This window comes from Aeromonas sp. PrichA-15 (genome assembly GCF_017939245.1).
GTDB lineage: Bacteria > Pseudomonadota > Gammaproteobacteria > Enterobacterales > Aeromonadaceae > Aeromonas > Aeromonas caviae.
This window is the reverse complement of sequence record NZ_JAGKRH010000059.1, coordinates 1-21,498: the sequence shown is the minus strand read 5'-3', so window position 1 is coordinate 21,498 and position 21,498 is coordinate 1. Positions and strand designations below refer to the sequence as shown.

20 protein-coding genes, 2 tRNA genes and 1 pseudogene are annotated in these 21,498 nt (G+C 60.1%); 15 read left to right on the top strand and 8 right to left on the bottom strand.

The features are described 5' to 3' along the window. Window positions 1-15: 15 nt before the first annotated feature. From glmM to J9889_RS09945, 13 genes are all read left to right on the top strand, one after another. On the top strand, window positions 16-1,350 hold the full coding sequence (gene glmM, locus J9889_RS10005) for a phosphoglucosamine mutase (protein ID WP_069652095.1): 1,335 nt from the start codon (window positions 16-18) through the stop codon (window positions 1,348-1,350). A 131-nt stretch (window positions 1,351-1,481) separates the two neighbouring features. Next, window positions 1,482-2,246: a triose-phosphate isomerase gene (tpiA, locus tag J9889_RS10000; protein ID WP_210556575.1), complete on the top strand. Its 765-nt coding sequence runs from the start codon at window positions 1,482-1,484 to the stop codon at window positions 2,244-2,246. After that, window positions 2,247-2,573 carry a preprotein translocase subunit SecG gene (gene secG / locus J9889_RS09995; protein WP_210556574.1) on the top strand — a complete coding sequence of 109 codons (327 nt, stop codon included), beginning with the start codon at window positions 2,247-2,249 and terminating at the stop codon, window positions 2,571-2,573. It begins immediately after the preceding gene. A 7-nt stretch (window positions 2,574-2,580) separates the two neighbouring features. Beyond that, window positions 2,581-2,665, top strand: a tRNA-Leu gene (locus J9889_RS09990). Between the two features lie 91 nt (window positions 2,666-2,756). Then, window positions 2,757-2,833: transfer RNA gene (locus tag J9889_RS09985), tRNA-Met, on the top strand. Between the two features lie 166 nt (window positions 2,834-2,999). After that, complete coding sequence (gene rimP, locus J9889_RS09980; RefSeq protein WP_010675370.1) at window positions 3,000-3,458, top strand: ribosome maturation factor RimP; 459 nt, start codon at window positions 3,000-3,002, stop codon at window positions 3,456-3,458. A 14-nt stretch (window positions 3,459-3,472) separates the two neighbouring features. After that, window positions 3,473-4,975 carry a transcription termination factor NusA gene (nusA, locus tag J9889_RS09975; RefSeq protein WP_010675369.1) on the top strand — a complete coding sequence of 501 codons (1,503 nt, stop codon included), beginning with the start codon at window positions 3,473-3,475 and terminating at the stop codon, window positions 4,973-4,975. A gap of 20 nt (window positions 4,976-4,995) precedes the next feature. Next, on the top strand, window positions 4,996-7,698 hold the full coding sequence (gene infB, locus J9889_RS09970) for a translation initiation factor IF-2 (protein ID WP_029314767.1): 2,703 nt from the start codon (window positions 4,996-4,998) through the stop codon (window positions 7,696-7,698). Between the two features lie 55 nt (window positions 7,699-7,753). Continuing rightward, window positions 7,754-8,188 (top strand): 30S ribosome-binding factor RbfA, encoded by a 435-nt coding sequence (gene rbfA / locus J9889_RS09965; protein WP_010675366.1) that lies wholly within the window; start codon window positions 7,754-7,756, stop codon window positions 8,186-8,188. Between the two features lies 1 nt (window position 8,189). Continuing rightward, window positions 8,190-9,140, top strand: a complete 951-nt coding sequence (gene truB, locus J9889_RS09960; RefSeq protein ID WP_010675365.1) for a tRNA pseudouridine(55) synthase TruB — start codon at window positions 8,190-8,192, stop codon at window positions 9,138-9,140. 135 nt (window positions 9,141-9,275) lie between these two features. Continuing rightward, entirely contained in the window at window positions 9,276-9,545 is a 270-nt protein-coding gene (gene rpsO, locus J9889_RS09955; RefSeq protein ID WP_010675364.1) for a 30S ribosomal protein S15, read from the top strand. A 180-nt stretch (window positions 9,546-9,725) separates the two neighbouring features. Continuing rightward, window positions 9,726-11,864, top strand: coding sequence for a polyribonucleotide nucleotidyltransferase (gene pnp, locus J9889_RS09950; RefSeq protein ID WP_029314766.1), 2,139 nt, complete (start codon window positions 9,726-9,728; stop codon window positions 11,862-11,864). Between the two features lie 142 nt (window positions 11,865-12,006). Beyond that, window positions 12,007-13,218: an MFS transporter gene (locus J9889_RS09945; protein ID WP_210556572.1), complete on the top strand. Its 1,212-nt coding sequence runs from the start codon at window positions 12,007-12,009 to the stop codon at window positions 13,216-13,218. Between the two features lie 3 nt (window positions 13,219-13,221). On the opposite strand, the gene J9889_RS09940 is transcribed toward J9889_RS09945, so the two are convergent. Further along, the gene (locus J9889_RS09940; RefSeq protein ID WP_010675361.1) at window positions 13,222-13,575 is read right to left on the bottom strand and encodes a DsrE/DsrF/TusD sulfur relay family protein; all 354 of its coding nucleotides are present in this window, start codon (window positions 13,573-13,575) and stop codon (window positions 13,222-13,224) included. Window positions 13,576-13,735: 160 nt separating this feature from the next. Here J9889_RS09940 and J9889_RS09935 point away from each other — a divergent pair, with 160 nt between their 5' ends. Beyond that, the gene (locus J9889_RS09935) at window positions 13,736-14,128 is read left to right on the top strand and encodes a DUF1090 domain-containing protein (protein WP_039041125.1); all 393 of its coding nucleotides are present in this window, start codon (window positions 13,736-13,738) and stop codon (window positions 14,126-14,128) included. Between the two features lie 81 nt (window positions 14,129-14,209). On the opposite strand, the pseudogene J9889_RS24060 reads toward J9889_RS09935, so the two are convergent. The 3 genes and pseudogenes from J9889_RS24060 to yegQ form a co-directional block, all read right to left on the bottom strand. Next, window positions 14,210-14,293 (bottom strand): annotated as a pseudogene (locus J9889_RS24060) (ferredoxin); the annotation flags it as partial. A gap of 33 nt (window positions 14,294-14,326) precedes the next feature. Continuing rightward, on the bottom strand, window positions 14,327-14,575 hold the full coding sequence (locus J9889_RS09930) for a YfhL family 4Fe-4S dicluster ferredoxin (protein ID WP_041212510.1): 249 nt from the start codon (window positions 14,573-14,575) through the stop codon (window positions 14,327-14,329). Window position 14,576: 1 nt separating this feature from the next. After that, window positions 14,577-15,941: a tRNA 5-hydroxyuridine modification protein YegQ gene (yegQ, locus tag J9889_RS09925; protein WP_210556570.1), complete on the bottom strand. Its 1,365-nt coding sequence runs from the start codon at window positions 15,939-15,941 to the stop codon at window positions 14,577-14,579. A gap of 443 nt (window positions 15,942-16,384) precedes the next feature. Here yegQ and J9889_RS09920 point away from each other — a divergent pair, with 443 nt between their 5' ends. After that, on the top strand, window positions 16,385-17,311 hold the full coding sequence (locus tag J9889_RS09920; RefSeq protein ID WP_041212511.1) for a L,D-transpeptidase family protein: 927 nt from the start codon (window positions 16,385-16,387) through the stop codon (window positions 17,309-17,311). Between the two features lie 72 nt (window positions 17,312-17,383). Here J9889_RS09920 and J9889_RS09915 read toward each other — a convergent pair whose 3' ends face one another. From J9889_RS09915 to J9889_RS09900, 4 genes are all read right to left on the bottom strand, one after another. Continuing rightward, window positions 17,384-17,689 carry a hypothetical protein gene (locus tag J9889_RS09915; protein WP_041212512.1) on the bottom strand — a complete coding sequence of 102 codons (306 nt, stop codon included), beginning with the start codon at window positions 17,687-17,689 and terminating at the stop codon, window positions 17,384-17,386. Between the two features lie 224 nt (window positions 17,690-17,913). Then, window positions 17,914-18,291, bottom strand: a complete 378-nt coding sequence (locus tag J9889_RS09910) for a VOC family protein (protein WP_041212513.1) — start codon at window positions 18,289-18,291, stop codon at window positions 17,914-17,916. Between the two features lie 141 nt (window positions 18,292-18,432). After that, entirely contained in the window at window positions 18,433-19,773 is a 1,341-nt protein-coding gene (locus J9889_RS09905; protein ID WP_210556568.1) for a metallopeptidase TldD-related protein, read from the bottom strand. Then, complete coding sequence (locus J9889_RS09900; RefSeq protein WP_045525639.1) at window positions 19,773-21,173, bottom strand: TldD/PmbA family protein; 1,401 nt, start codon at window positions 21,171-21,173, stop codon at window positions 19,773-19,775. The genes J9889_RS09905 and J9889_RS09900 overlap by 1 nt, the downstream gene beginning before the upstream one ends. Window positions 21,174-21,498 lie beyond the last annotated feature (325 nt).

Sequence of the window (21,498 nt, the reverse complement as noted above, 5' to 3'; positions counted from 1 at the left end):
AACGAGAAACAGACAATGACCAGAAAGTACTTCGGCACCGACGGCGTGCGCGGCAAGGTGGGTGAATACCCGATCACCCCGGATTTCGTCATGAAACTGGGCTGGGCCGCCGGCAAGGTGCTCTCCAAGAAAGGGACCAAGAAGGTGCTGATCGGCAAGGATACCCGTATCTCCGGTTACATGCTGGAGTCGGCACTGGAGGCGGGGCTCTCCGCCGCCGGCCTCAAAGCCATACTGATGGGACCCATGCCCACCCCGGCGGTTGCCTACCTGACTCGCACCTTCCGTGCCGAAGCCGGCATCGTCATCAGTGCATCCCACAACCCCTATTACGACAACGGCATCAAGTTCTTCTCCGCCGACGGCACCAAGCTGCCCGATGATGTCGAGCTGGCCATCGAAGCCGAGCTCGACAACGAACTCAAGTGCGTGGAGTCCGCGGAGCTTGGCAAGGCGCAGCGCATCGATGATGCGGCTGGTCGCTACATCGAATTCTGCAAGAGCACCTTCCCCTCCAATCTGAGCCTGGAAGGGCTGAAAATGGTGGTGGATTGCGGTCATGGTGCCACCTACCATATCGCCCCTTCCGTCTTCCGCGAGCTGGGTGCCGAAGTCATCGCCATCGGCTGCAGCCCGGATGGGCTCAACATCAATGACGGTGTCGGTTCCACCGCACCGGAGGCGCTGGCCGCCAAGGTCCAGGAATGCAAGGCAGATCTCGGCGTCGCCTTCGACGGTGACGGCGACCGTCTGGTGATGGTGGACAGCACTGGTTACATCATCGACGGGGATGAGATCCTCTACATCATCGCCCGGGATGCCCTGCGCCATGGCCGTCTCAAGGGCGGTGTGGTGGGCACCCTGATGGCCAACATGGGGCTGGAGCTGGCGCTTCAGACCCTGGGTATCCCCTTTGCCCGTGCCAAGGTAGGTGACCGCTACGTGCTTGAAATGATGAACGAGAAGGGCTGGCGCATCGGCGGCGAAAACTCCGGTCACATCATCTGCCTGGATCAGACCACCACGGGGGATGGTATCGTCGCCGCCCTGCAGGTGCTGACGGCCATGCGCAGTGCCGAGATGCCGCTGGCCAAATTGCGTTCGGGCATGAGCAAGTTCCCGCAAGTGCTGGTCAATGTGCGCTTCGCCGAAGGCAAGGATCCGCTGACCTCCGGTGCCGTTCAGCAGGAAGTGGCGGCAGTGGAGCAGGAACTGGCCGGCCGTGGCCGGGTGCTGTTGCGCAAATCTGGCACCGAGCCCCTGATCCGGGTCATGGTCGAAGGTGAACACGAACAGCAGGTGCGCGATATGGCAGAGCGCATCGCCAAACAGGTCGAATCGGCGTTTTAATGAACAACCAAGGCGGCTTTTTAGTCGCCTTGGTTGTATCTTGTTCAAACGATTCGAAAATTTGAAAATAGCACTTGTCAGCTGAGCATCCTCTGGATATTATCAGCCCCGCTTTCGCAAGGGAGTTGCCGATGGGACATCGCAAGCCGTTTGTAGCAGCCAACTGGAAGTTACACGGTAGTAGGTCGCAGTTAGAGCACTTTACGAGTCAGTGCACAGAGCGCATTGATGAAGACGTAGATGTGGCCTTGTGTCCATCCCATGTGCATCTCGGTTTCACAGCAGAACTGCTCGGTGAGCAGGGAAGAGTGAAGCTGGGGGCTCAGAACGTGAGTCAGCACAGACATGGCGCTTATACGGGTGAAATCTCGTGTGAGATGCTGGTCGAGGCAGGTTGCCGATATGTACTTGTTGGCCACTCCGAGCGCAGGCGTCTCTTTGGTGAGACCAGTTTTATCGTCGCAGAGAAGTTTGCGGCAGTCAGAGCAGCAGGTCTGATACCCATACTTTGTCTGGGTGAGTCAGGCGCGGCGAGGCAGGCAAGAAGAACCTTTGAGGTGATTGCCGAGGAACTGGACATCGTCATAGAGAAAAATGGCGCGATGGCTTTCGATCATGCTATCATCGCCTACGAGCCAATCTGGGCTGTAGGTACAGGTAAATGCGCCACACCCGAGCAGGCACAAGAGGTTCATTCCTTTATTCGCAGTCGCTTGGCGGAGGATACTCCGGTAATAGGTGAGAAAGTCAGAATCATCTATGGTGGGAGCGTGACACCGGCCAATGCACAAGATTTGTTTGCGCAGCCCGATATTGATGGCGGTCTGATAGGCAGGGCAAGTCTTGATGGCGAGGCGTTTTTAGGAATAGTTGAAGCGGCAAAGGGTGCAAGTTAAATGTACGAGATTCTTTTGGTCGTTTATCTGCTGGTATCGTTGGCTCTGATTGGTCTGGTAATGATTCAGCAAGGTAAAGGGGCTGATATGGGCGCCTCCTTCGGCGCAGGGGCATCGAATACAGTGTTCGGCTCCGGTGGTTCAGGAAGTTTCCTGACCCGCACAACAGCGATTTTGGCTACTCTGTTTTTCTTGATTAGTCTGGTTCTGGGTTCCATGACCAGCAACAAGGTCAAACAGGGTAGTGAATGGGAAAATCTGCAACAGACTCAACAAGTTGAGCAGAGCAAAGCGCCAGTGAAGAAAGATACTGACGTTCCAGAGTAAGAGTTTTGCCGTGGTGGTGGAATTGGTAGACACGCTATCTTGAGGGGGTAGTGCTCTAGGGTGTGCGGGTTCGAGTCCCGCCCACGGCACCAATTAAGCAGTGAACCCGGGTAACCGGGATGTTATAGCCGCTGAGTCTTGTCTCACGAGAGTGAAGTGGCTATAATCTCGCACGATTTCGGACGCGGGGTGGAGCAGCATGGTAGCTCGTCGGGCTCATAACCCGAAGGTCGTCGGTTCAAATCCGGCCCCCGCAACCAAATTTCACGCATTTCCTACGCTCAGGAAGGCGGTCGCTGCGAGGCGACAATCAGGGTAAAGCGCCAAGCCCCGATTTGACATCGGGGCTTTTTGTTATGTGCAATTTACTCTGAATCTATTTCTATCTGGGCTATATGCCCTTTTTTCGTTTTTCGGAGGGTGACTTTGGCTACGTTGGAACAACGTTTGACCGATCTGCTCGAGGCTCCGGTCGTTGCCTTGGGTTTTGAACTGTGGGGTATCGAGTTTATCCGTGCGGGTAAGCACTCGACCTTGCGCGTTTTCATCGACTCGGAGCAAGGCGTGACGGTGGAGGACTGTGCCGAGGTGAGCCGCCAGGTCGGCGCCATCATGGATGTCGAAGATCCCATCACCGAGGAGTACTACCTTGAGGTGTCTTCCCCGGGTCTGGATCGTCCACTGTTCAAGGTCGCCCAGTTCGAAAAATACGTTGGCCAGGAGGCGGCGGTAACGCTTCGGATGGCAACAAACAACCGCCGCAAGTTCAAAGGCGTAATCAAAGCCGTGCAGGGGGACATGATCACTCTGACGGTAGATGGTAAGGACGAGGTGTTGGCTTTCACCAATATCCAAAAAGCGAACATAGTGCCGAACTTTGGTTAACGAGGCTATCGGATATGAATAAAGAGATTTTGCTGGTCGTTGACGCTGTGTCCAACGAGAAGGCTGTCCCCCGCGAGAAGATTTTCCAGGCTCTGGAGACTGCGCTGGCGACTGCGACCAAGAAAAAATACGAAGGCGAGATTGAAGTGCGTGTCGAGATCGATCGCAAGACCGGTGACTATGACACCTATCGCCGTTGGGTCGTTGTGGCCGATCAGGCTTCCATGGAGAACCCGTACGGGGAAATCACTCTCGAAGCCGCTCAGATCGAGCAGCCGGATATCCAGATCGGCGACTATGTTGAAGACCAGATTGACTCTGTGACCTTCGACCGTATCACCACCCAGACCGCCAAGCAGGTCATCGTGCAGAAAGTGCGCGAGGCCGAGCGTTCCCAGGTCGTTGACCAGTTCAAGGACAAGGAAGGCACCATCATCAGCGGCGTGGTCAAGAAGAGCAACCGCGACAACGTGATCCTGGATCTGGGCAGCAATGCCGAAGCCGTGATCTTCCGTGACGACATGTTGCCCCGTGAGACCTTCCGTCCCGGCGACCGCATCCGTGGCCTGCTCTACGCCGTGCGTCCGGAAGCCCGTGGTTCCCAGCTGTTCGTCAGCCGCTCCAGCCCGGACTTCCTGAAAGAGCTGTTCCGCATCGAAGTGCCGGAAATCGGCGAAGAGATGATTGAAATCATGGGCGCCGCCCGTGATCCGGGTTCCCGCGCCAAGATCGCGGTCAAGACCAACGATCGTCGTATCGACCCGATCGGTGCCTGTATCGGCATGCGTGGTGCCCGCGTTCAGGCCGTCTCCGCCGAGCTGAGCGGTGAGCGTGCCGACATCGTGCTGTACGATGACAACCCGGCCCAATACGTGATCAACGCCATGGCGCCAGCCGATGTGGCCTCCATCATCGTCGATGAAGACAACCACACCATGGACATCGCCGTGGAAGCCGCCAACCTGGCCCAGGCCATCGGCCGCAACGGTCAGAACGTGCGTCTGGCCTCCCAGCTGACCGGTTGGGAACTGAACGTGATGACCGTCGAGGACATGCGTGCCAAGCACCAGGCCGAGAACGACCGCATCATGAACCTGTTCACCAGCACCCTCGACATCGACGACGATTTCGCCGGCCTGCTGATGGAAGAGGGCTTCTCCACCCTGGAAGAGATCGCCTTCGTCCCGGTCAACGAGCTGCTGGCCATCGACGGTCTGGATGAAGACATGGTCGAAGAGCTGCGCAAGCGTGCCAAGGATGCCCTGACCACCAAGGCCCTGGCCAAAGAAGAATCCTTTGAAGGCGTCGAGCCTTCCGAAGAACTGCTCAATCTCTCCGGCCTCGGTCGTGAAATGGCCTATGCCCTGGCCGCTCGCGGCGTCGGCACCCTGGAAGATTTGGCAGAGCAAGGTATCGATGACCTTGCCGACATCGAAGAGTTGACCGCCGAGAAGGCAGGTGAGCTCATTATGGCTGCTCGCAATATCTGTTGGTTCGGAGAAGAGCAGTCTGAATAAGGTCAAACGGAGGAAAATGAATGGCAGAAGTATCAGTTAAGCAACTTGCCACTGACATCGACACGCCGGTTGATCGTCTTCTCCAGCAGTTTGTCGATGCCGGCATCGTGAAGAGCAAGGCCGACGACATGGTCAGCGAGTCTGAGAAACAGACTCTGCTGGCACATCTGAAGAAACAGCATGGAGGTGACGAGGTCACCGCACCTGCTCGCATGACCTTGCAGCGCAAGACCAAGAGCACCCTGAGTGTTCAGGGGACTGGTGGCAAGAACAAGGAAGTGCAGGTAGAAGTGCGCAAGTCTCGCACCTATGTAAGACGCTCGGCGCTGGAAGATGAACAGCGCCAGGCGGAAGCCGAGGAAACAGCGCGTTTGGAAGCAGAAGAAAAAGCTCGTCGCGAGGCCGAAGAGAAGGCCCGCCTCGACGCTGAAGAGAAGGCTCGCCGTGAGGCTGAGCAGGCTCGTCGTGAAGCTGAGGAAAAGGCGCGGATCGAGGCACAACAGAAGGCTCGACAGGCTCAACAGCCCGCCAAAGCAGCCGTTAGCACAGCTCAGCAAGAGGCAGAAAAGATGGCCAAGCGCGAAGCAGAAGAACTGAAGCGCCAACAGGAACAGACAGCTTTGCAAAAAGCTGAAGAACTCGCCGCGAAGAAAGCCGAAGAGGCTCGCATCATGGCGGAACAGAATGCGGCCCGCTGGGCTGAAGAAGAAGCGGCTCGCGCCAAAGAGAGCAGCGATTACCATCTGACCACCAACAAGCACGCGCAAGCGGCCGAAGATGAGTTGGATCGTAAGGAAGAGACCAGCCGTCGCACGGCTGCCGCTGCCAAGGCGCCGAAGAAGGTCGGCCGTCGCGAAGACGACCGCAATGACCGCAACTCCCGCGATCCCCGTGCCCGCAAAGGCAAGCGTGGCAAGATGGCCATGCCGAACGCCATGAAACACGGCTTCAACAAGCCGGCTGCCGTGGTCAACCGTGACGTCGTCATCGGCGAGACCATCACAGTGGCGGAGCTCGCCAACAAGATGGCCGTCAAGGGCGTTGAAGTCATCAAGGTGATGATGAAGATGGGTGCCATGGCCACCATCAACCAGGTGATCGACCAGGAGACCGCTCAGCTGGTCGCCGAGGAAATGGGTCACAAGGTAGTGCTGCGCCGTGAGAACGAGCTGGAAGAGGCGGTACTTAGCGATCGTGACGAGACCTCCGAAGCCAAGCCGCGTGCGCCGGTCGTGACCATCATGGGTCACGTCGACCACGGCAAGACCTCGCTGCTGGACTATATCCGTAAAGCCAAGGTCGCCGCAGGCGAAGCCGGTGGCATTACCCAGCACATCGGTGCGTACCACGTACAGACCGACAGCGGCATGATCACCTTCCTGGATACCCCGGGTCACGCGGCGTTTACCTCCATGCGTGCTCGTGGTGCCAAGGCGACCGACATCGTTGTGCTGGTTGTTGCAGCTGACGACGGCGTGATGCCGCAAACCATCGAAGCTATCCAGCACGCCAAGGCGGCCGGTGTGCCGCTGGTTGTTGCGGTGAACAAGATCGACAAGCCTGAAGCGGATCCGGATCGCGTCAAGACCGAGCTGGCCCGTTACAACGTCATGTCCGAAGAGTGGGGTGGCGATTGCCAGTTCGTGCACGTCTCCGCCAAGTCTGGCGAAGGCATCGACGACCTGCTGGAAGCCATCCTGATCCAGGCCGAAGTCCTGGAGCTGAAAGCGGTGGTTGACGGCATGGCCAACGGCGTCGTGATCGAATCCTTCCTGGATAAAGGTCGTGGTCCTGTTGCCACCGTGCTGGTACAGGAAGGCACTCTGCGTCAGGGCGACATTGTGCTGTGTGGTCTTGAGTACGGCCGGGTTCGCGCCATGCGTGACGAACTGGGTCGCGAGATCAAGGAAGCAGGTCCCTCTCTGCCAGTGGAAATTCTGGGTCTGTCCGGCGTTCCCTCTGCCGGTGACGAAGCCACGGTCGTGCGTGACGAGAAGAAAGCCCGTGAAGTGGCGCTCTACCGTCAGGGCAAGTTCCGCGAAGTCAAGCTGGCTCGCCAGCAGAAGGCCAAGCTGGAAAACATGTTTGCCAACATGACTGAGGGCGAAGTGTCCGAAGTGAACGTGGTGATCAAGGCCGATGTACAAGGCTCTGTGGAAGCGATCTGCGATGCGCTGGTCAAACTCTCCACCGACGAAGTGAAGGTGAAGATCGTGGGTTCCGGCGTAGGTGGCATCACCGAAACCGACGCGACCCTGGCCGCGGCTTCCAGCGCCATCCTGGTGGGCTTCAACGTCCGTGCCGACGCTTCTGCGCGCAAGGTCATCGAATCCGAGAGCCTGGATCTGCGTTACTACTCCGTCATCTATGACCTGATCGACGAAGTGAAGCAGGCCATGAGCGGCAAGCTGGCTCCTGAGTATCGTCAGGAGATCATCGGTCTGGCTGAAGTGCGTAGCGTCTTCAAGTCGCCGAAGTTCGGCGCCGTTGCCGGCTGTATGGTTACCGAAGGTGTGGTCAAGCGTTCCAACCGCATTCGCGTTCTGCGTGACAACGTGGTTATCTATGAAGGCGAGCTGGAATCCCTGCGCCGCTTCAAGGATGACGTCAACGAAGTTCGCAACGGCTACGAGTGTGGTATCGCGGTCAAGAACTACAACGACGTGCGTGAAGGCGACCAGATCGAGGTGTACGAGACCGTTGAAATCCAGCGGACTCTGTAAGCCGAGCGTTAGACAAAATAGGGGGCCGTGGCCCCCTTTTATCGCAGGATAGAATATGGCCAGAGAATTCAGCCGGACCCGTCGGGTCGGGCAGCAGATCCAGCGTGAAATCGCGCTGATCCTGCAGCGCGAGGTGAAAGACCCGCGCATCGGCATGGTGACCGTCTCCGACGTGGAGGTCTCCAAGGACCTCAACTATGCCAAGGTTTATGTCACCTTCTTGCAACTGGAGAATGACGCCGAGCGCATCAAGGAAGGGCTCAAGGGCCTGACCGAGGCTGCCGGTTACATCCGCAGCCTGCTGGGCAGCGCCATGCGTCTGCGGGTGGTGCCCGAGCTGCGTTTCTACTACGACCAGACCCTGGTCGAGGGGATGCGCCTCTCCAACCTGGTGACCAACACTGTGCGTGAAGACAAGCGTCGCATGACTGAAGCCGGTCGTGACGAAGAGCAATCCGCACCGGATGACACGACTGAGGATAACGCCTGAGATGTCTCGTAGACGTCGTTTCAAAGGCCGTGACGTACACGGCATCCTGCTGCTGGACAAACCGACCGGCCTGACTTCCAACGATGTGTTGCAGAAGGTCAAGCGGATCTACAACGCCGCCAAGGCTGGCCATACCGGCGCCCTGGACCCCCTGGCCACCGGCATGTTGCCGATCTGCCTCGGGGAGGCCACCAAGTTCTCCCAGTATCTGCTGGAAGCGGACAAGCGCTATGAGGTGACCGCCAAGCTGGGCGAGCGCACCAATACCAGTGACTCCGACGGCGAGGTGGTTTCCACCCGCCCGGTGAACGTGGCGGTGGGCACCCTGATCGAGGCGCTGGACCAGTTCCGCGGCCCCATCATGCAGGTGCCGTCCATGTACTCCGCCCTCAAGCACAACGGCCGCCCGCTCTACGAATATGCCCGTGAAGGGATCGAGATCGAGCGGGAAGCCCGTCCCATCACCATCTTCGAACTCAAGCTGCTCGGCTTCGAGGGGGACGAGGTGAAGCTGGAAGTGCATTGCAGCAAGGGTACCTATATCCGCTCCCTGGTGGACGATCTGGGGGAAGTGCTGGGCTGTGGCGCTCACGTCACCCAGCTGCGTCGCACCCAGGTGGCGAGCTACCCCTACGAGCGGATGCTGACCCTGGAGCAGCTCGAGTGTATCTTCGAGCAGGCCAAGGCCGAAAGCATTCCGCCACGGGAGCAGCTGGATCCCCTGTTGCTGCCGATGGACACCGCTGTGGCCTCTCTGCCCGAGGTGAACATGCTGGTCGCCGTGGCCGCCTATGTGAACCAGGGTCAGGCCGTGCAGGTGGCAGGTAGCCCCCAAAGTGGCCAGGTCCGCATGACGGTTGGCCCGGAGCGCGAATTCATCGGGGTTGGCGAGATCGATGACGAGGGGCGCGTGGCGCCCAAGCGTCTGGTTCGCTACCACGACGAGGAGTGATCCTCAGGTGGTATCGGTCTGTCACGCGTCTTTCCCGTTGCGAAAAGGGGCCGGGACGATTATGATACCGCCCTCATTTCACGGCTGAATTAGAGATTGGCTGTGAACCTTTAAACACTCTACTGGAGTAATACCATGTCTCTAAATGCTGAGATCAAAGCTCAAATCGTTGCCGACAACGCTCGTGGCGCTAACGACACCGGTTCCCCCGAAGTGCAAGTTGCCCTGCTGACTGCCCAGATCAACCATCTGCAAGGTCACTTCAAGGAGCACGCCAAGGATCACCACGGTCGTCGCGGTCTGCTGCGCATGGTTTCCCAGCGTCGTAAGCTGCTGGACTACCTGAAGCGTAAAGACGTTCAGCGCTACGCTGCTCTGATCGCCAAGCTGGGTCTGCGTCGTTAATCGACCATCAGATTTCGCAAAAAAGGGGAACCGCGAGGTTCCCCTTTTTTATTGCCCGTTTCAAACAGGATGCAGGCCGTTGCCTGCCTCACAGAATTGACGTCCGCGCTTACCTTTTGATGCGAATCAAGTATACTTGCACGCGAATTTAAAGCGCCAAATTGTTAAAAGGAAATTCACGTGAATCCTATTGTAAAGTCATTCCAGTACGGTCAACACACCGTCACACTGGAAACCGGTGTGATGGCCCGTCAAGCCACTGCGGCCGTCATGGTCAGCATGGACGATACCTGTGTCTTCGTGACTGTCGTTGGCAAGAAAGAGGCCGATCACGGCCGTGATTTCTTCCCGCTGACCGTCAACTATCAGGAGCGTACCTATGCTGCTGGTCGTATCCCGGGTGGTTTCTTCCGTCGTGAAGGCCGTCCGAGCGAGGGTGAGACCCTCATCTCCCGTCTGATCGACCGTCCCATCCGTCCGCTGTTCCCGGAAGGCTTCCTCAATGAGGTTCAGGTGGTTGCCACCGTCATGTCCGTGAACCCGGCCGTTTCTCCCGACATCGTTGCCATGATCGGTGCCTCCGCGGCCCTGGCCATCTCCGGCATCCCGTTCGGCGGCCCGATCGGTGCAGCCCGCGTGGGTTACATGAACGGCCAGTACGTGCTGAACCCGACCACCACCGAACTGCCCCAGAGCGATCTGGATCTGGTGGTTGCCGGTACTGCCAATGCGGTGCTGATGGTGGAATCCGAAGCGGCCATCCTCTCCGAAGAGGTGATGCTGGGCGCCGTGGTCTACGGTCACGAGCAGATGCAGACCGTGATCAACGCCATCAATGAATTCGCTGCCGACGTCGGTACCAAGCCCTGGGACTGGACCCCGCCTGCCGTCAACGAAGCGCTGAAAGCCAAAGTTGCCGAACTGGCCACAGCTGAACTGGGTGAAGCCTACCGTATCACCGAGAAGGCTGTTCGTTACGAAACCATCGCTGCCATCAAGGGCCGCGTGGTCGAGCAAGTCATCGCATCCGGCGTGGAAGAAGATGCCAAGAAGATCGGCGAAGAGTTCCACAGCCTGGAGAGCCGCATCGTCCGTGGTCGCGTCGTACGTGGTGAGCCGCGTATCGACGGTCGCGATCCGGAAATGATCCGCGCCCTCTCCGTCGGTACCGGCATCCTGCCCCGTGCCCACGGTTCTGCCCTGTTCACCCGTGGTGAAACCCAGGCCATCGTGGTGGCCACTCTGGGTACCGAGCGTGACGCCCAGAACATCGACGAGCTGACCGGCAACCGCGCCGATCGCTTCATGCTGCACTACAACTTCCCGCCCTACTGCGTCGGCGAGACCGGCATGATGGGCAGCCCGAAGCGTCGTGAAATCGGTCACGGTCGTCTGGCCAAGCGCGGCGTTGCTGCCGTGATGCCGAGCGCCGCCGAGTTCCCGTACGTGGTGCGCGTAGTCTCTGAAATCACCGAATCCAACGGTTCCTCCTCCATGGCGTCTGTCTGTGGTTCCTCCCTGGCGCTGATGGATGCCGGTGTGCCGATCAAGGCCTCCGTTGCCGGTATCGCCATGGGTCTGGTGAAGGAAGAAGAAGGTTTCGTCGTGCTGTCCGACATCCTGGGTGACGAAGATCACCTGGGCGACATGGACTTCAAGGTAGCCGGTACCAGCGAAGGTGTGACCGCGCTGCAGATGGACATCAAGATCGAAGGCATCACCAAAGAGATCATGGAGATTGCGCTGAAGCAAGCTCGTGGCGCTCGTCTGCACATCCTGAAGGTGATGGACGAAGCTATCCAGGCTCCCCGTGCCCAGATCTCCGATTTCGCCCCGCGCATCCACACCATCAAGATCAATCCTGAGAAGATCAAGGACGTGATCGGCAAGGGTGGTTCCGTGATCCGTGCCCTGACCGAAGAGACCGGCACCAACATCGAGCTGGATGATGACGGTACCGTTCGCATCTCCGCTGTGGCCAACGAAGCCGCCATGGAAGCGATCCGCCGCATCGAGGCCATCACCGCCGAGATCGAAGTGAACCGCATCTACGAAGGCAAGGTCGTGCGCTTGGCTGACTTCGGCGCCTTCGTCAACATCCTGCCGGGTAAAGACGGTCTGGTGCACATCTCCCAGATCACCGATGCCCGCGTGCAGAACGTGGCCGACTTCCTGAAAATCGGCGACGTGGTGAAGGTGAAGGTACTGGAAGTGGACCGTCAGGGCCGTGTGCGTCTCTCCATCAAGGAAGCGAACGCACCGACCGAAGCGGCTGCTGCTCCTGCTGCCGTTGCCGTCGAAGAGCCGGCTGCCGAATAAGGCTGCCGTATGTGAAAGAGCCGACCCTTGGGTCGGCTTTTTTGTGCCTGTCGCCCGGCATGGCGCAGATTGTCTCCTTGTTCCTTTTGGCGCCCCTTGATATAAGGGACGACCCCGCTTCGTTGGCAAAAGGAATTGCAGCATGTCATGGGCCTACCTCAGGCAGTTTCCTTCCCTGGTCTGGATCGTCATCCTGGGCACTTTCATGGTGCGTACCACCTTCTTCATGGTCTGGCCCTTTCTCTCCATCCTGCTCTACCGTGACTACGGACTTTCGGCGACCCTGATAGGCCTGATCCTGGGGGCCACGGCGGCGCTTTCCACGCTTGTCAGCTTCTATGGCGGCTGGCTCTCGGACAAATGGGGGCGGCGCAACATCCTGCTGTTCGGCTGCCTGGTGTCCGCCGCCAGTGTGGCCCTGCTCGGCCTCTCCCACCAGGTGGGCTGGCTGGCACTCGGGGTGATCGGCAGCGGACTCTCCTACGGACTCATCGACTCACCGGGCAAGGCACTGATGGCCGACAATCTGGCCGAGCCCAAAGCCCGTGAGCTGGCGCTGCACCTGCGTTATTTCCTGCTCAACCTGGGGGCGGCCATCGGTCCTCTGCTCGGCGTCACCTATGGCCTGAGCGCGCGTCAGGAGACCTTCCTGTTGCTCAGTGCCAGCTATCTGCTGCTTGGCATCGTCTTTGTCATCGGGTTCAGGCTGGCGGGTTGCCACACCAGCCAGGCGGCCGGGCCTGGCATGCGTGCCGTGCTGCGGGTGCTCTGGCAGGACAGGGGGTTTCTGCTGCTGATCATGGCCAATCTGCTGCTTATGCTGGTCTACGCCCAGTTCGAGTCGCCCCTCATCCAGTATCTGACCCGCGCGGGGACGCCGGAGGTGGAGCGGCTCATCGGCTGGCTGGTGACGACCAATGCGCTGACCATAGTGATGCTGCAGTTCCCCCTGCTGCACCTGACTGCCCGCTGGTCCACGCGGCGCAAGCTGCAACTCGGGGTGGCGCACTTTCTCGGCGCCCAGTTGCAGTTTGCGCTGGGGGATACCGCCATCTGGTGGCACTGGATAGTGGCGGTGATCCTCTTGAGCGTCGGGGAGTGCATCCTCTTCCCCTTGCTCAATGTGCTGATCGATCAGATGGCGCCTGGTCATTTGAAGGGGAGCTATTTCGGGGCGGCCTCCATCTCCGGACTCGGGGTGGCCATGGGGGCCTTGCTGGGAGGCTGGGTGCTGGCCCACTGGGGCGGGAGCTGGCTTTACGCCCTGATGGCGCTGCTCTGCCTGGTGATCCTGATGCTCTATGGTCTGAGTACCCGGACCTCGCGCCCAGCGCTGGTCCGGGCCGGGCCCTGACGGCTAGAAGGTCAGCACCTTGTCGGCGGCCAGAGTCCATTGGGCCAGCAAGGGGAGGGTGCCTATCTCTATGCCCTCGACAAGGGGTAGCGGGGTGATGCCGCGCGCATCGGTGCAGCTCTTGCAAAGCCGGATCCGGGTACCCTGAGCCAGCAGTATCTCCAGCATCTGGCGCAGGTTGTAGCCCTCGGCCGGAGCCTGCCCGGCCAGAGCAGCAGTGACGGCATCCGACATCAGGAAGAGGTTGAGGTCTACCTTTCCCTCCTCTTTGAGGGCGATGCCGAGGCGCAGGGCATTGAACAGGGACTCGCTGCCATAGGGGGCGCCGTTGGCAATGATGAGAATGTGTTGGGTCATGTGGCTCTCCTGATTGAAAGGGCCATTGTAGCCTCGGCGAAAGCGGCCCGGCATGATGCAGAGCACACTCTGTCGTAGCCCGGCCCCGTGTGTCTTGACCTCACACAGGGAGTCAGGTTTCATGGACGGCCATCCAGTATGACAGAACAAAGAGGTTGTTATGTGGAAGATCGCCGGAATAGGCTTATTGTTGTTGGCCGGACAAGCCTATGGTAGTGAAAACATCGGCTGCAAGGCCAGACAGCAGGCCGTGACGGATCAGCTTGCGTTCGCCAGGGCGCACAACAACCAGGAGCAGGTAGCCGGCCTTGAGCGGGCACTGCGCAACCTGGAGGCCCATTGTACCGATGCCGGGCTCCTTGAGGAGCAGCAACGCAAGGTGGTCAAGCAGAGGGAAGAAGTGGAAGAGCGGCTGGCCGAGTTGCAGAGCGCACGGGTATCGGGCAAGCCGGACAAGATTGCCAAGAAGCAGTCCAAGCTGGAGGAGTCCCAGGCCGAGTTGCTGGAAGCCCAGCGCGAACTCGAGGCGCTGCAAAAACTGGTCAAACCCTGAGGGAAGGGCAGCGCAATAGAAAAAGCCGGGCATGCCCGGCTTTTTCTATTTCTGGATAATGCGCCAGCGAGTGTCAGACGCTTACTGCCTGTGCATCCGCACGAACTTTTCCATCAACTGATCTTCGGTTTCCACCCTATGGACGGGATCCCGGAGGATGCAGTCCCTGTAGAGCAGATGCTGATGCAGGTGTTACTGCTACTGCCTGTGCATCCGCACAAACTTTTCCATCAGCTGATCTTCGGTTTCCACATGGGCGGGATCCCAGATGATGCAGTCGATAGGGCAGACGCTGATGCAGGTGGGCTTCTCATAGTGGCCGACGCATTCGGTGCAGCGATCCGGGTCTATCTCGTAGATCTTGCTTCCCAGGGCGATGGCCTGGTTCGGACACTCCGGATCGCACATGTCACAGTTGATGCACTTGTCGGTGATGAGCAGTGCCATCTCAGGCCGCCGAGTAAGGTTGACGGGTATCCTCGCGCTCGCCAAGGTTGCGCAGCAGGATGCCGTAATTCACGTCGATCTCCTTGGGAACCGGCACGTAGACCACGTGGCCGTTGCCCGGCGCGGTGTCGATGAGCTCGCCCTTGTGGTTCTGCATCTGCTCCAGGTTGAAGCTGAGGTTGCCCTGGGGGGTCATCAGCTCCAGGCTATTGCCCAGCAGGAACTTGTTCTTCACCTCGACTTCGACCATGTCACCATTGCGACCGGTGATCTCGCCGACGAACTGCTGGGTGTCGGAGACGGAGTAACCGTAGTCGTAGTTCTGGTATTCGCTGTGGTTGTGACGGCGCAGGAAGCCCTCGGTGTAGCCGCGGTGGGCCAGGTTCTCGAGGGTGCCCATCAGGGTCGGATCGAACGGACGGCCAGCCACCGCATCGTCGATGGCCTTGCGATAGACCTGGGCGGTACGGGCGCAATAGTAGAAGGACTTGGTACGGCCTTCGATTTTCAGGGAATGAACGCCCATTTTGGTCAGGCGCTCGACGTGCTCGACAGCGCGCAGATCCTTGGAGTTCATGATGTAGGTACCGTGCTCGTCTTCAAACGCAGTCATGAACTCGCCCGGGCGGTTGGACTCCTCCAGCAGCACCAGGGCATCGGTCGGCTTGCCTGCGCCCAGGGTCGGATCCACCTTTTGCACGGCGATGGGCTCCTGGCGGTGGACGATCTGGCCCACGTCATCTTCCTTGCCCTCGTGCACCTTGTACTCCCAGCGGCAGGAGTTGGTGCAGGTACCCTGGTTGGGGTCACGCTTGTTGATGTAGCCGGAGAGCAGGCAGCGGCCGGAGTAGGCCATGCACAGCGCCCCGTGGACGAAGACTTCCAGTTCCATCTCCGGCACCTGCATGCGGATCTCCTCGATCTCGTCGAGAGACAGCTCGCGGGAGAGGATGGCACGGGTCAGGCCCATCTGATGCCAGAACTTCACCGTGGCCCAGTTGACCGCGTTGGCCTGCACCGAGAGGTGGATAGGCATGTCGGGGAAGGCTTCGCGCATCATCATGATGAGGCCGGGATCGGACATGATGAGTGCATCCGGCTTCATATCCACCACGGGGCGCATGTCGCGGATGAAGGTCTTGAGCTTGGAGTTGTGGGGCTGGATGTTGGCCACCACATAGAACTGCTTGCCGAGGGCATGGGCCTCGTTGATGCCGAGCTGCAGATTCTCGTGATCGAATTCGTTGTTGCGTACCCGCAGGCTGTAGCGCGGCTGGCCCGCATAGACGGCGTCTGCGCCATAGGCATAGGCGTAGCGCATGTTCTTGAGGGTCCCGGCAGGGGAGAGCAATTCTGGTCTGAACATGTTGGACTCTTTTATCTGATTGCAAATCAGGACGGCGCCACCTGATGGCGTCGTGTGGGTTCATCGGTGGCGCGACCGTCTTCGACGCACGGCCATCCGATGGGGGTACATCGGAGCAGGAGGTGACTCGATACTCCGGATATACGGGGTGCGAGATTGTACTCGTGACCGCCTCGTCATGCAATTTGGGACGGCCTTGGCATGCCTGCGCCATGTTCATTTTACGCTCAGACTGGGGTTGCTAGAGTGCAAGGGGTGAAAGATGCCCCTGAGTTGGCGGTGAAATGGATCTTTTCGGCGAAAAAGACCATCTCCAAGTTGAAATTTTGCCCTGCTCGGGAAAGAATGCGCGCTCGGTTGTTGGTCCCCGGTGACGGGCCCACAAGAGACCGATGATGAGCAGGGCAAAGGCCCACAGGAACAGGAAACCATACAGGAATTTTATGAATCCCCTTCGCATTGCCGCTTCGGCTCTTTTATGTACGCTGGCGCTGGTCAGCCAGCAGGCCGCCGCCGTTGAATACCAGCTGCCTGCAGCCAACAGCCGCCTGATCGGTGAGAACCAGGAATACGTGGTGCCCGCAGACAACCGTCCGCTGGAGCAGATCGCCTCTGACTTCCAGCTGGGTCTGACCAACATCATGGAAGCCAACCCGGGCGTCGACCCCTACCTGCCCAAGGCGGGCAGCACGCTGATCATTCCCCATCAGCTGATCCTGCCCAACGCTCCCCGCGAAGGGATCGTCATCAACGTGGCGGAGATGCGTCTCTATTACTACCCGAAGGGCAAGAACGTGGTGCATGTGCTGCCCATCGGCATCGGCCAGCTCGGGGTCAACACCCCGGAGAACTGGATCACCAAGGTTGAGCGCAAGCGTGCCAACCCGACCTGGACCCCGACCGAGAATATCCGTCGCCGCTACGCCGCCCAGGGCAAGACCCTGCCCGCGGTCTGGCCGGCCGGCCCGGACAACCCCATGGGCCTGCACGCGCTCTACATCGGCAACCTGTACGCCATCCACGGCACCAACGCCACCTTTGGCATCGGTCTGCGGGTGAGCAGCGGCTGCGTGCGCCTGCGCGCCGACGACATCAAGTACCTGTTCGATCACGTGCCGGTCGGCACCCGCGTCCAGTTCGTCAACCAGCCGGTCAAGACCACGGTCGAGCCGGATGGCGGTCGCTACATGGAAGTGCACGAGCCGCTGTCGCGCACCGAGGAAGAGTTCAACTCCACCGCCTCCGTGCCGCTGCCCATGACCCCGGCTACCACCCGCTTCATCGCCCACGCTGACAGCGATTCCAACGTGGTCAAGCAGGTGCTGGAACAGCGTACCGGCATCCCGACCCGCCTCAATCCAGAGGCGTAATGGCCGGCAAGTGCAGTTAAACAACAACGGCGACCTGATGGTCGCCGTTGTTGTTTCCGGTATTGGCAAGGTTCATTCGTGGCTGATGGTGATGATTGCCATGGTTTGGCGCGAGTCAATCCATCGATAGGAAACCTGGCTGGTGGCGAGACGCTGTGACGACTGTTTTGCCAACTGTCTCAGATTGAGGGTATCTGTCGTTTGCTGTGGGCCCGATAGACAGGTGACCTGCACCTGATCCTGTTGCTGCTCGATGTGGCAGGCATCTTCAACGATTGCTCCGCTGACTGTGATGTGACCAGTACTGGTCGCCGGCCCCGCCTGTGCCACCGACATACCCAAACTGGCGAAGGTGAGTGCGACTACGATTGGCTTCATGCAGACCTCCTGATTGTCTTGCACGCAGGTAGAAAACCACTTTTCATTTCCTGCACTGCCAATATCGGCCCGGTCAGAGGGAGTGTGAGTGCTATTTGAGTGGTTGCTATGGAGACCGACTCTGGCGGGTTAAATGAAAAAACAGGGCAACCCGAGGGTTGCCCTTGCCATGGCCGGCTGCGAGTGACTCGGCGGAGGGTATCCCGATGAGGCTTCCATCTTCCTCAGGCGGTCGGCGGGGCATAGAGGGCAAGCCAGTTGCCTTCGGTATCCTCGATGATGACCCGGGACCCATGACCGCTGCCGATGCTGTGCAGAGGCTCCAGCACCCGCCCGCCGAGCCGTGGGACCAGCAGCTCCGCCTCCTGCAGCCTGTCACCGAGGGAGAGATAGATGAGGGGACCGGCACCGCCGGGCTGGTGATATTTGTCCATGGGGCCGAGACAGGCCGCCGCGTTGCTGCCGTCGTGGCGCAGCATGGCAAAGCGCATGGTCTCTTCCTGGATGGGGGTGACCTGCACATCAAGCAGGGCCGAGTAGAAGTCCATGGCGCGATCCAGATCCCGTGTCGGAATGTCGGCCCAGACCAGGGTGTTGTCCATCGTCGTATTCTCCAGAGTTCCCGGCCAACGCGGTCGGTGGCTCTTTGAGGTTAGAAGTGGCGGTCGGGAGGCGCCATGGATAAAAAAGCGGCGCCTGATGGCGCCGCTTGAAGGGGGAAGAGCCGAGTAAGGCTCCCCCTCTTATTTGCCGGCAATGCTGAGCCCGCCAAAGCGGATCAGCGGGGCATAGAAGTCCTTGCCATCGTCGTGGTGCAGCTGGTTGCCGACCGCTTCCAACTCCCCGAGCAGGCGATAGAAGTTGCCTGCCACCGTGATGCCGCGTACCGGCGCCACGCGCTCGCCATTTCGGCAGAGGAAGCCGGAGGCGCCGAACGAGAAGTCGCCGCTCACCGCATCGGCCCCGGAGTGCAGGCCGTCCAGCTTGACCAGCTCCAGGTACTCACCGCTTTGTACCTCGGCCTCGCCGTGGGGGCCGAGCCCGAACACCAGGTGACGAGGGGCCACGTCCAGGGCACTGCGGGCACTGCGGGCGGCTGCACCGTTGCTCGTCACGCCGAAGTGGCGGGCGGTGGCGCTGTTGTGCAGCAGGGTCTTGAGCTCCCCCTCGCCGATGAGCAGGAGATCCGAAGTGGCGGCCCCTTCGCCGTCAAACGCCTTGATCTTCATGCCCCCCGGCATATAGGCACGACTCTCCAGGGTGAGCCAGCGAGAAGCCACGCTTTGGCCCAGCTTGTCGCGCCAGGGGTTGATCCCCTGCTGGGCCCACTTGCCAGACAGGGCGGACTGGAAGCAGCCAAACAGGCTGGCAAAGCAGTGGGTGCTGAAGATGACGCTGTAGCGACCGCTCGGCACCGCCTCACCCATCAGCAGGCCATCGGCCACGGCGTGGATCTGGCGGATGAGAGGCTGGCTCTCCAACTCGTCGAAGCGCCGTGCGTACTGTCCCTGGTAGTGCATGGACTGGCGGCCCTCCCGCTCGATGAGAGCGGAGCTGTGGCAGCCGACGCTGAATTCCTGATGTTCGCAGAGGCTGCCCTGGCTGTTGGCAAGCCAGAGGCGGCTCTCCCCCTCGAAGAAGCCGTTGTAGGGGGCGCCGGTCACGTCCGGCAGGGCCAGCATGTCGGACTCGAGGCGCAGGGTCAGGGCGATCTTCTCTTCCACCGCCGTGGTGTCGGCCTGATGTATCTCGGTGCAGTCGGTGATGAGCCTGCTCTGCTGCACTGTGATGCGCTGATCCGGGTCCACCTTGGCGAAGCGGCTCGCATCGAGCGCATCCTGCACCATGGCGTCCAGGGCCGACGCGTCGAGGGACTCGGAATAGGCGATGCCGACCCGGCCTTCCTTGATGAGGCGAATGCCGATCTGCTGGCTGCTGGTGACCTTGTATTCACTGAGTTCGCCCTTGTCGGCCTTGAGGGAGAAGGCCTTCTCCTGATTGGCGATGACGTCTGCCTCGGCACCCAGATCGGCGACCTGGTCCAGCAGACGGGCAAGCAGTTGGTTCATGTCGAGCTGGCTCATCAGGCGTTCCCTCCGACCAGAATGCTGTCAACCTTGAGCGGCGGCTGGCCGACCGAGGCGGGAATTGATCCGGAGACCGAGCCGCACATGCCGGCGGAGAGGGCCAGATCGCGCCCCACCATGGAGATCTCCTTCAATACCTGCGGGCCGGTGCCGATCAGGGTGGCCGACTTGAGGGGCCGGGTGATCCTGCCCCCCTCGATGAGGTAGGCCTCCTGCACGTTGAAGTTGAACTCGCCGGTACCGGGCTGCACAGAGCCACCCCCCATCCGCTTGGCATAGATGCCGTGCTCCACGGTTGCCAGCATGTCGTCAAGGCTGTAGTTGCCCGGTTCGATATAGGTGTTGCGCATGCGGGAGGCGGGGGCGAACTTGTAGGATTCCCGGCGCCCGGAACCGGTGCGGGCGTAGCCGGTGCGAAGGGCCCCCATTCTGTCCACCAGGAAGCCGGTCAGCACGCCGTCCTTGATGAGCTGGGTGTGCTGGGTCGCCATCCCCTCGTCATCGACGTTGATGGAGCCCCAGGCGTTGCCCTGCAAGCCCTCGTCCACCGCGCTGACCGCGGGGTTGGCGATGAGCTGGCCCATCTTGTCGTGGAACACGGATGCCTTCTTGGCCACCGAGGTGGTCTCCAGCAGGTGACCGCACGCCTCGTGGAAGATGACGCCGCCAAAGCCGCTCTCCATGATGACCGGCAGCTTGCCGCTCGGGCAGGGGGCGGCGCCCAGCTTCACCAGTGCCTGGCGGGTGGCGGTGAGAGCCAGCTCGCGGGGATCGATGCTCTCGGCATGCTCCCATCCCTTCATGGCACCGGGGGCTTCATAACCTACGCTCTGCTCGCCCCCGTCCAGGGCGATGGTCTGGGCCATGATGCGGTTGTAGTGGCGGCGATCGCTCACCTGCACCCCTTCGCTGTTGAAGATCTCCACCTCCTGCTCCCAGCCGAGCACGTTGCCCGAGAACTGGCTCACCTTGTCGCTCTCGGCGCGGGCCGCAGCGTCCATGGCATGCAGGTAGGCGATCTTCTGCTCCAGCAGCTTGTCGGCCGACAGCGGCAGAGCGATCGGGTTGCGGTCGGTCAGGCGGGTGAAGTCAAAGGCAGTGGCGGTGACCACGGGGTCACGCCTGTCCTTGGCCGCCAGCAGGGTAACGATACGCAAGAGCTCGTTGCGATCGGCCAGGTTGGTGTAGCCGTAGAGCACCTTGTGGCCGTAGCACAGGCGAACGCCGATACCGAAGTCGAGACCACCGCTGATGTTCTCTATCTGGCTGGAGAGCAGGCTGAGCTGGCTGCGGCGCTTGCGCTCCACAAACAGCTCGGCGAAGTCGGCACCCAGCGCCAGCGCGTGATCGAGCACGTCGCGGGCGATGGCGGGGGCCAACAGGGAGAATGAAGTCATAGAATATCCTTTTCTGGTCTGTCCGTTTGCTTCCGACACCCGGCGTTGTGTTGTTATGGGGTGTCGACCTCATTGTTGCAGACCAGAAGCAAAAAGTCGCTATAGCGTCAGCCGATGATACCGAACGAGAAAATCGGTGCGATTTATGCGCCCGGCAGCCCGAGCGCAGGCTACCGACAGGGCAGGGCGGGATCGCACTTTGTTAATGAAATTTGAACAGGCAGATCGTCTGTGATCTAATCGCGTCTCCATGCAGGAGGCACGCGCTATGACGTTGATTGAACACCTTACCCTTGTCGAAGAAACTCGCTCTGAGATCAATCGT

Bases quoted from the DNA above. Each gene is read 5' to 3' on its own strand.
- J9889_RS09900 (WP_045525639.1), bottom strand. From the start codon at position 21,173: ATGACTTCATTCTCCCTGTTGGCCCCCGCCATCGCCCGCGACGTGCTC.
- nusA (WP_010675369.1), top strand. From the start codon at position 3,473: ATGAATAAAGAGATTTTGCTGGTCGTTGACGCTGTGTCCAACGAGAAG.
- rpsO (WP_010675364.1), top strand. From the start codon at position 9,276: ATGTCTCTAAATGCTGAGATCAAAGCTCAAATCGTTGCCGACAACGCT.
- truB (WP_010675365.1), top strand. From the start codon at position 8,190: ATGTCTCGTAGACGTCGTTTCAAAGGCCGTGACGTACACGGCATCCTG.
- secG (WP_210556574.1), top strand. From the start codon at position 2,247: ATGTACGAGATTCTTTTGGTCGTTTATCTGCTGGTATCGTTGGCTCTG.
- J9889_RS09920 (WP_041212511.1), top strand. From the start codon at position 16,385: ATGAATCCCCTTCGCATTGCCGCTTCGGCTCTTTTATGTACGCTGGCG.
- tpiA (WP_210556575.1), top strand. From the start codon at position 1,482: ATGGGACATCGCAAGCCGTTTGTAGCAGCCAACTGGAAGTTACACGGT.
- yegQ (WP_210556570.1), bottom strand. From the start codon at position 15,941: ATGTTCAGACCAGAATTGCTCTCCCCTGCCGGGACCCTCAAGAACATG.
- J9889_RS09945 (WP_210556572.1), top strand. From the start codon at position 12,007: ATGTCATGGGCCTACCTCAGGCAGTTTCCTTCCCTGGTCTGGATCGTC.
- J9889_RS09915 (WP_041212512.1), bottom strand. From the start codon at position 17,689: ATGAAGCCAATCGTAGTCGCACTCACCTTCGCCAGTTTGGGTATGTCG.
- J9889_RS09935 (WP_039041125.1), top strand. From the start codon at position 13,736: ATGTGGAAGATCGCCGGAATAGGCTTATTGTTGTTGGCCGGACAAGCC.
- infB (WP_029314767.1), top strand. From the start codon at position 4,996: ATGGCAGAAGTATCAGTTAAGCAACTTGCCACTGACATCGACACGCCG.
- rbfA (WP_010675366.1), top strand. From the start codon at position 7,754: ATGGCCAGAGAATTCAGCCGGACCCGTCGGGTCGGGCAGCAGATCCAG.
- J9889_RS09910 (WP_041212513.1), bottom strand. From the start codon at position 18,291: ATGGACAACACCCTGGTCTGGGCCGACATTCCGACACGGGATCTGGAT.
- J9889_RS09930 (WP_041212510.1), bottom strand. From the start codon at position 14,575: ATGGCACTGCTCATCACCGACAAGTGCATCAACTGTGACATGTGCGAT.
- glmM (WP_069652095.1), top strand. From the start codon at position 16: ATGACCAGAAAGTACTTCGGCACCGACGGCGTGCGCGGCAAGGTGGGT.
- J9889_RS09940 (WP_010675361.1), bottom strand. From the start codon at position 13,575: ATGACCCAACACATTCTCATCATTGCCAACGGCGCCCCCTATGGCAGC.
- J9889_RS09905 (WP_210556568.1), bottom strand. From the start codon at position 19,773: ATGAGCCAGCTCGACATGAACCAACTGCTTGCCCGTCTGCTGGACCAG.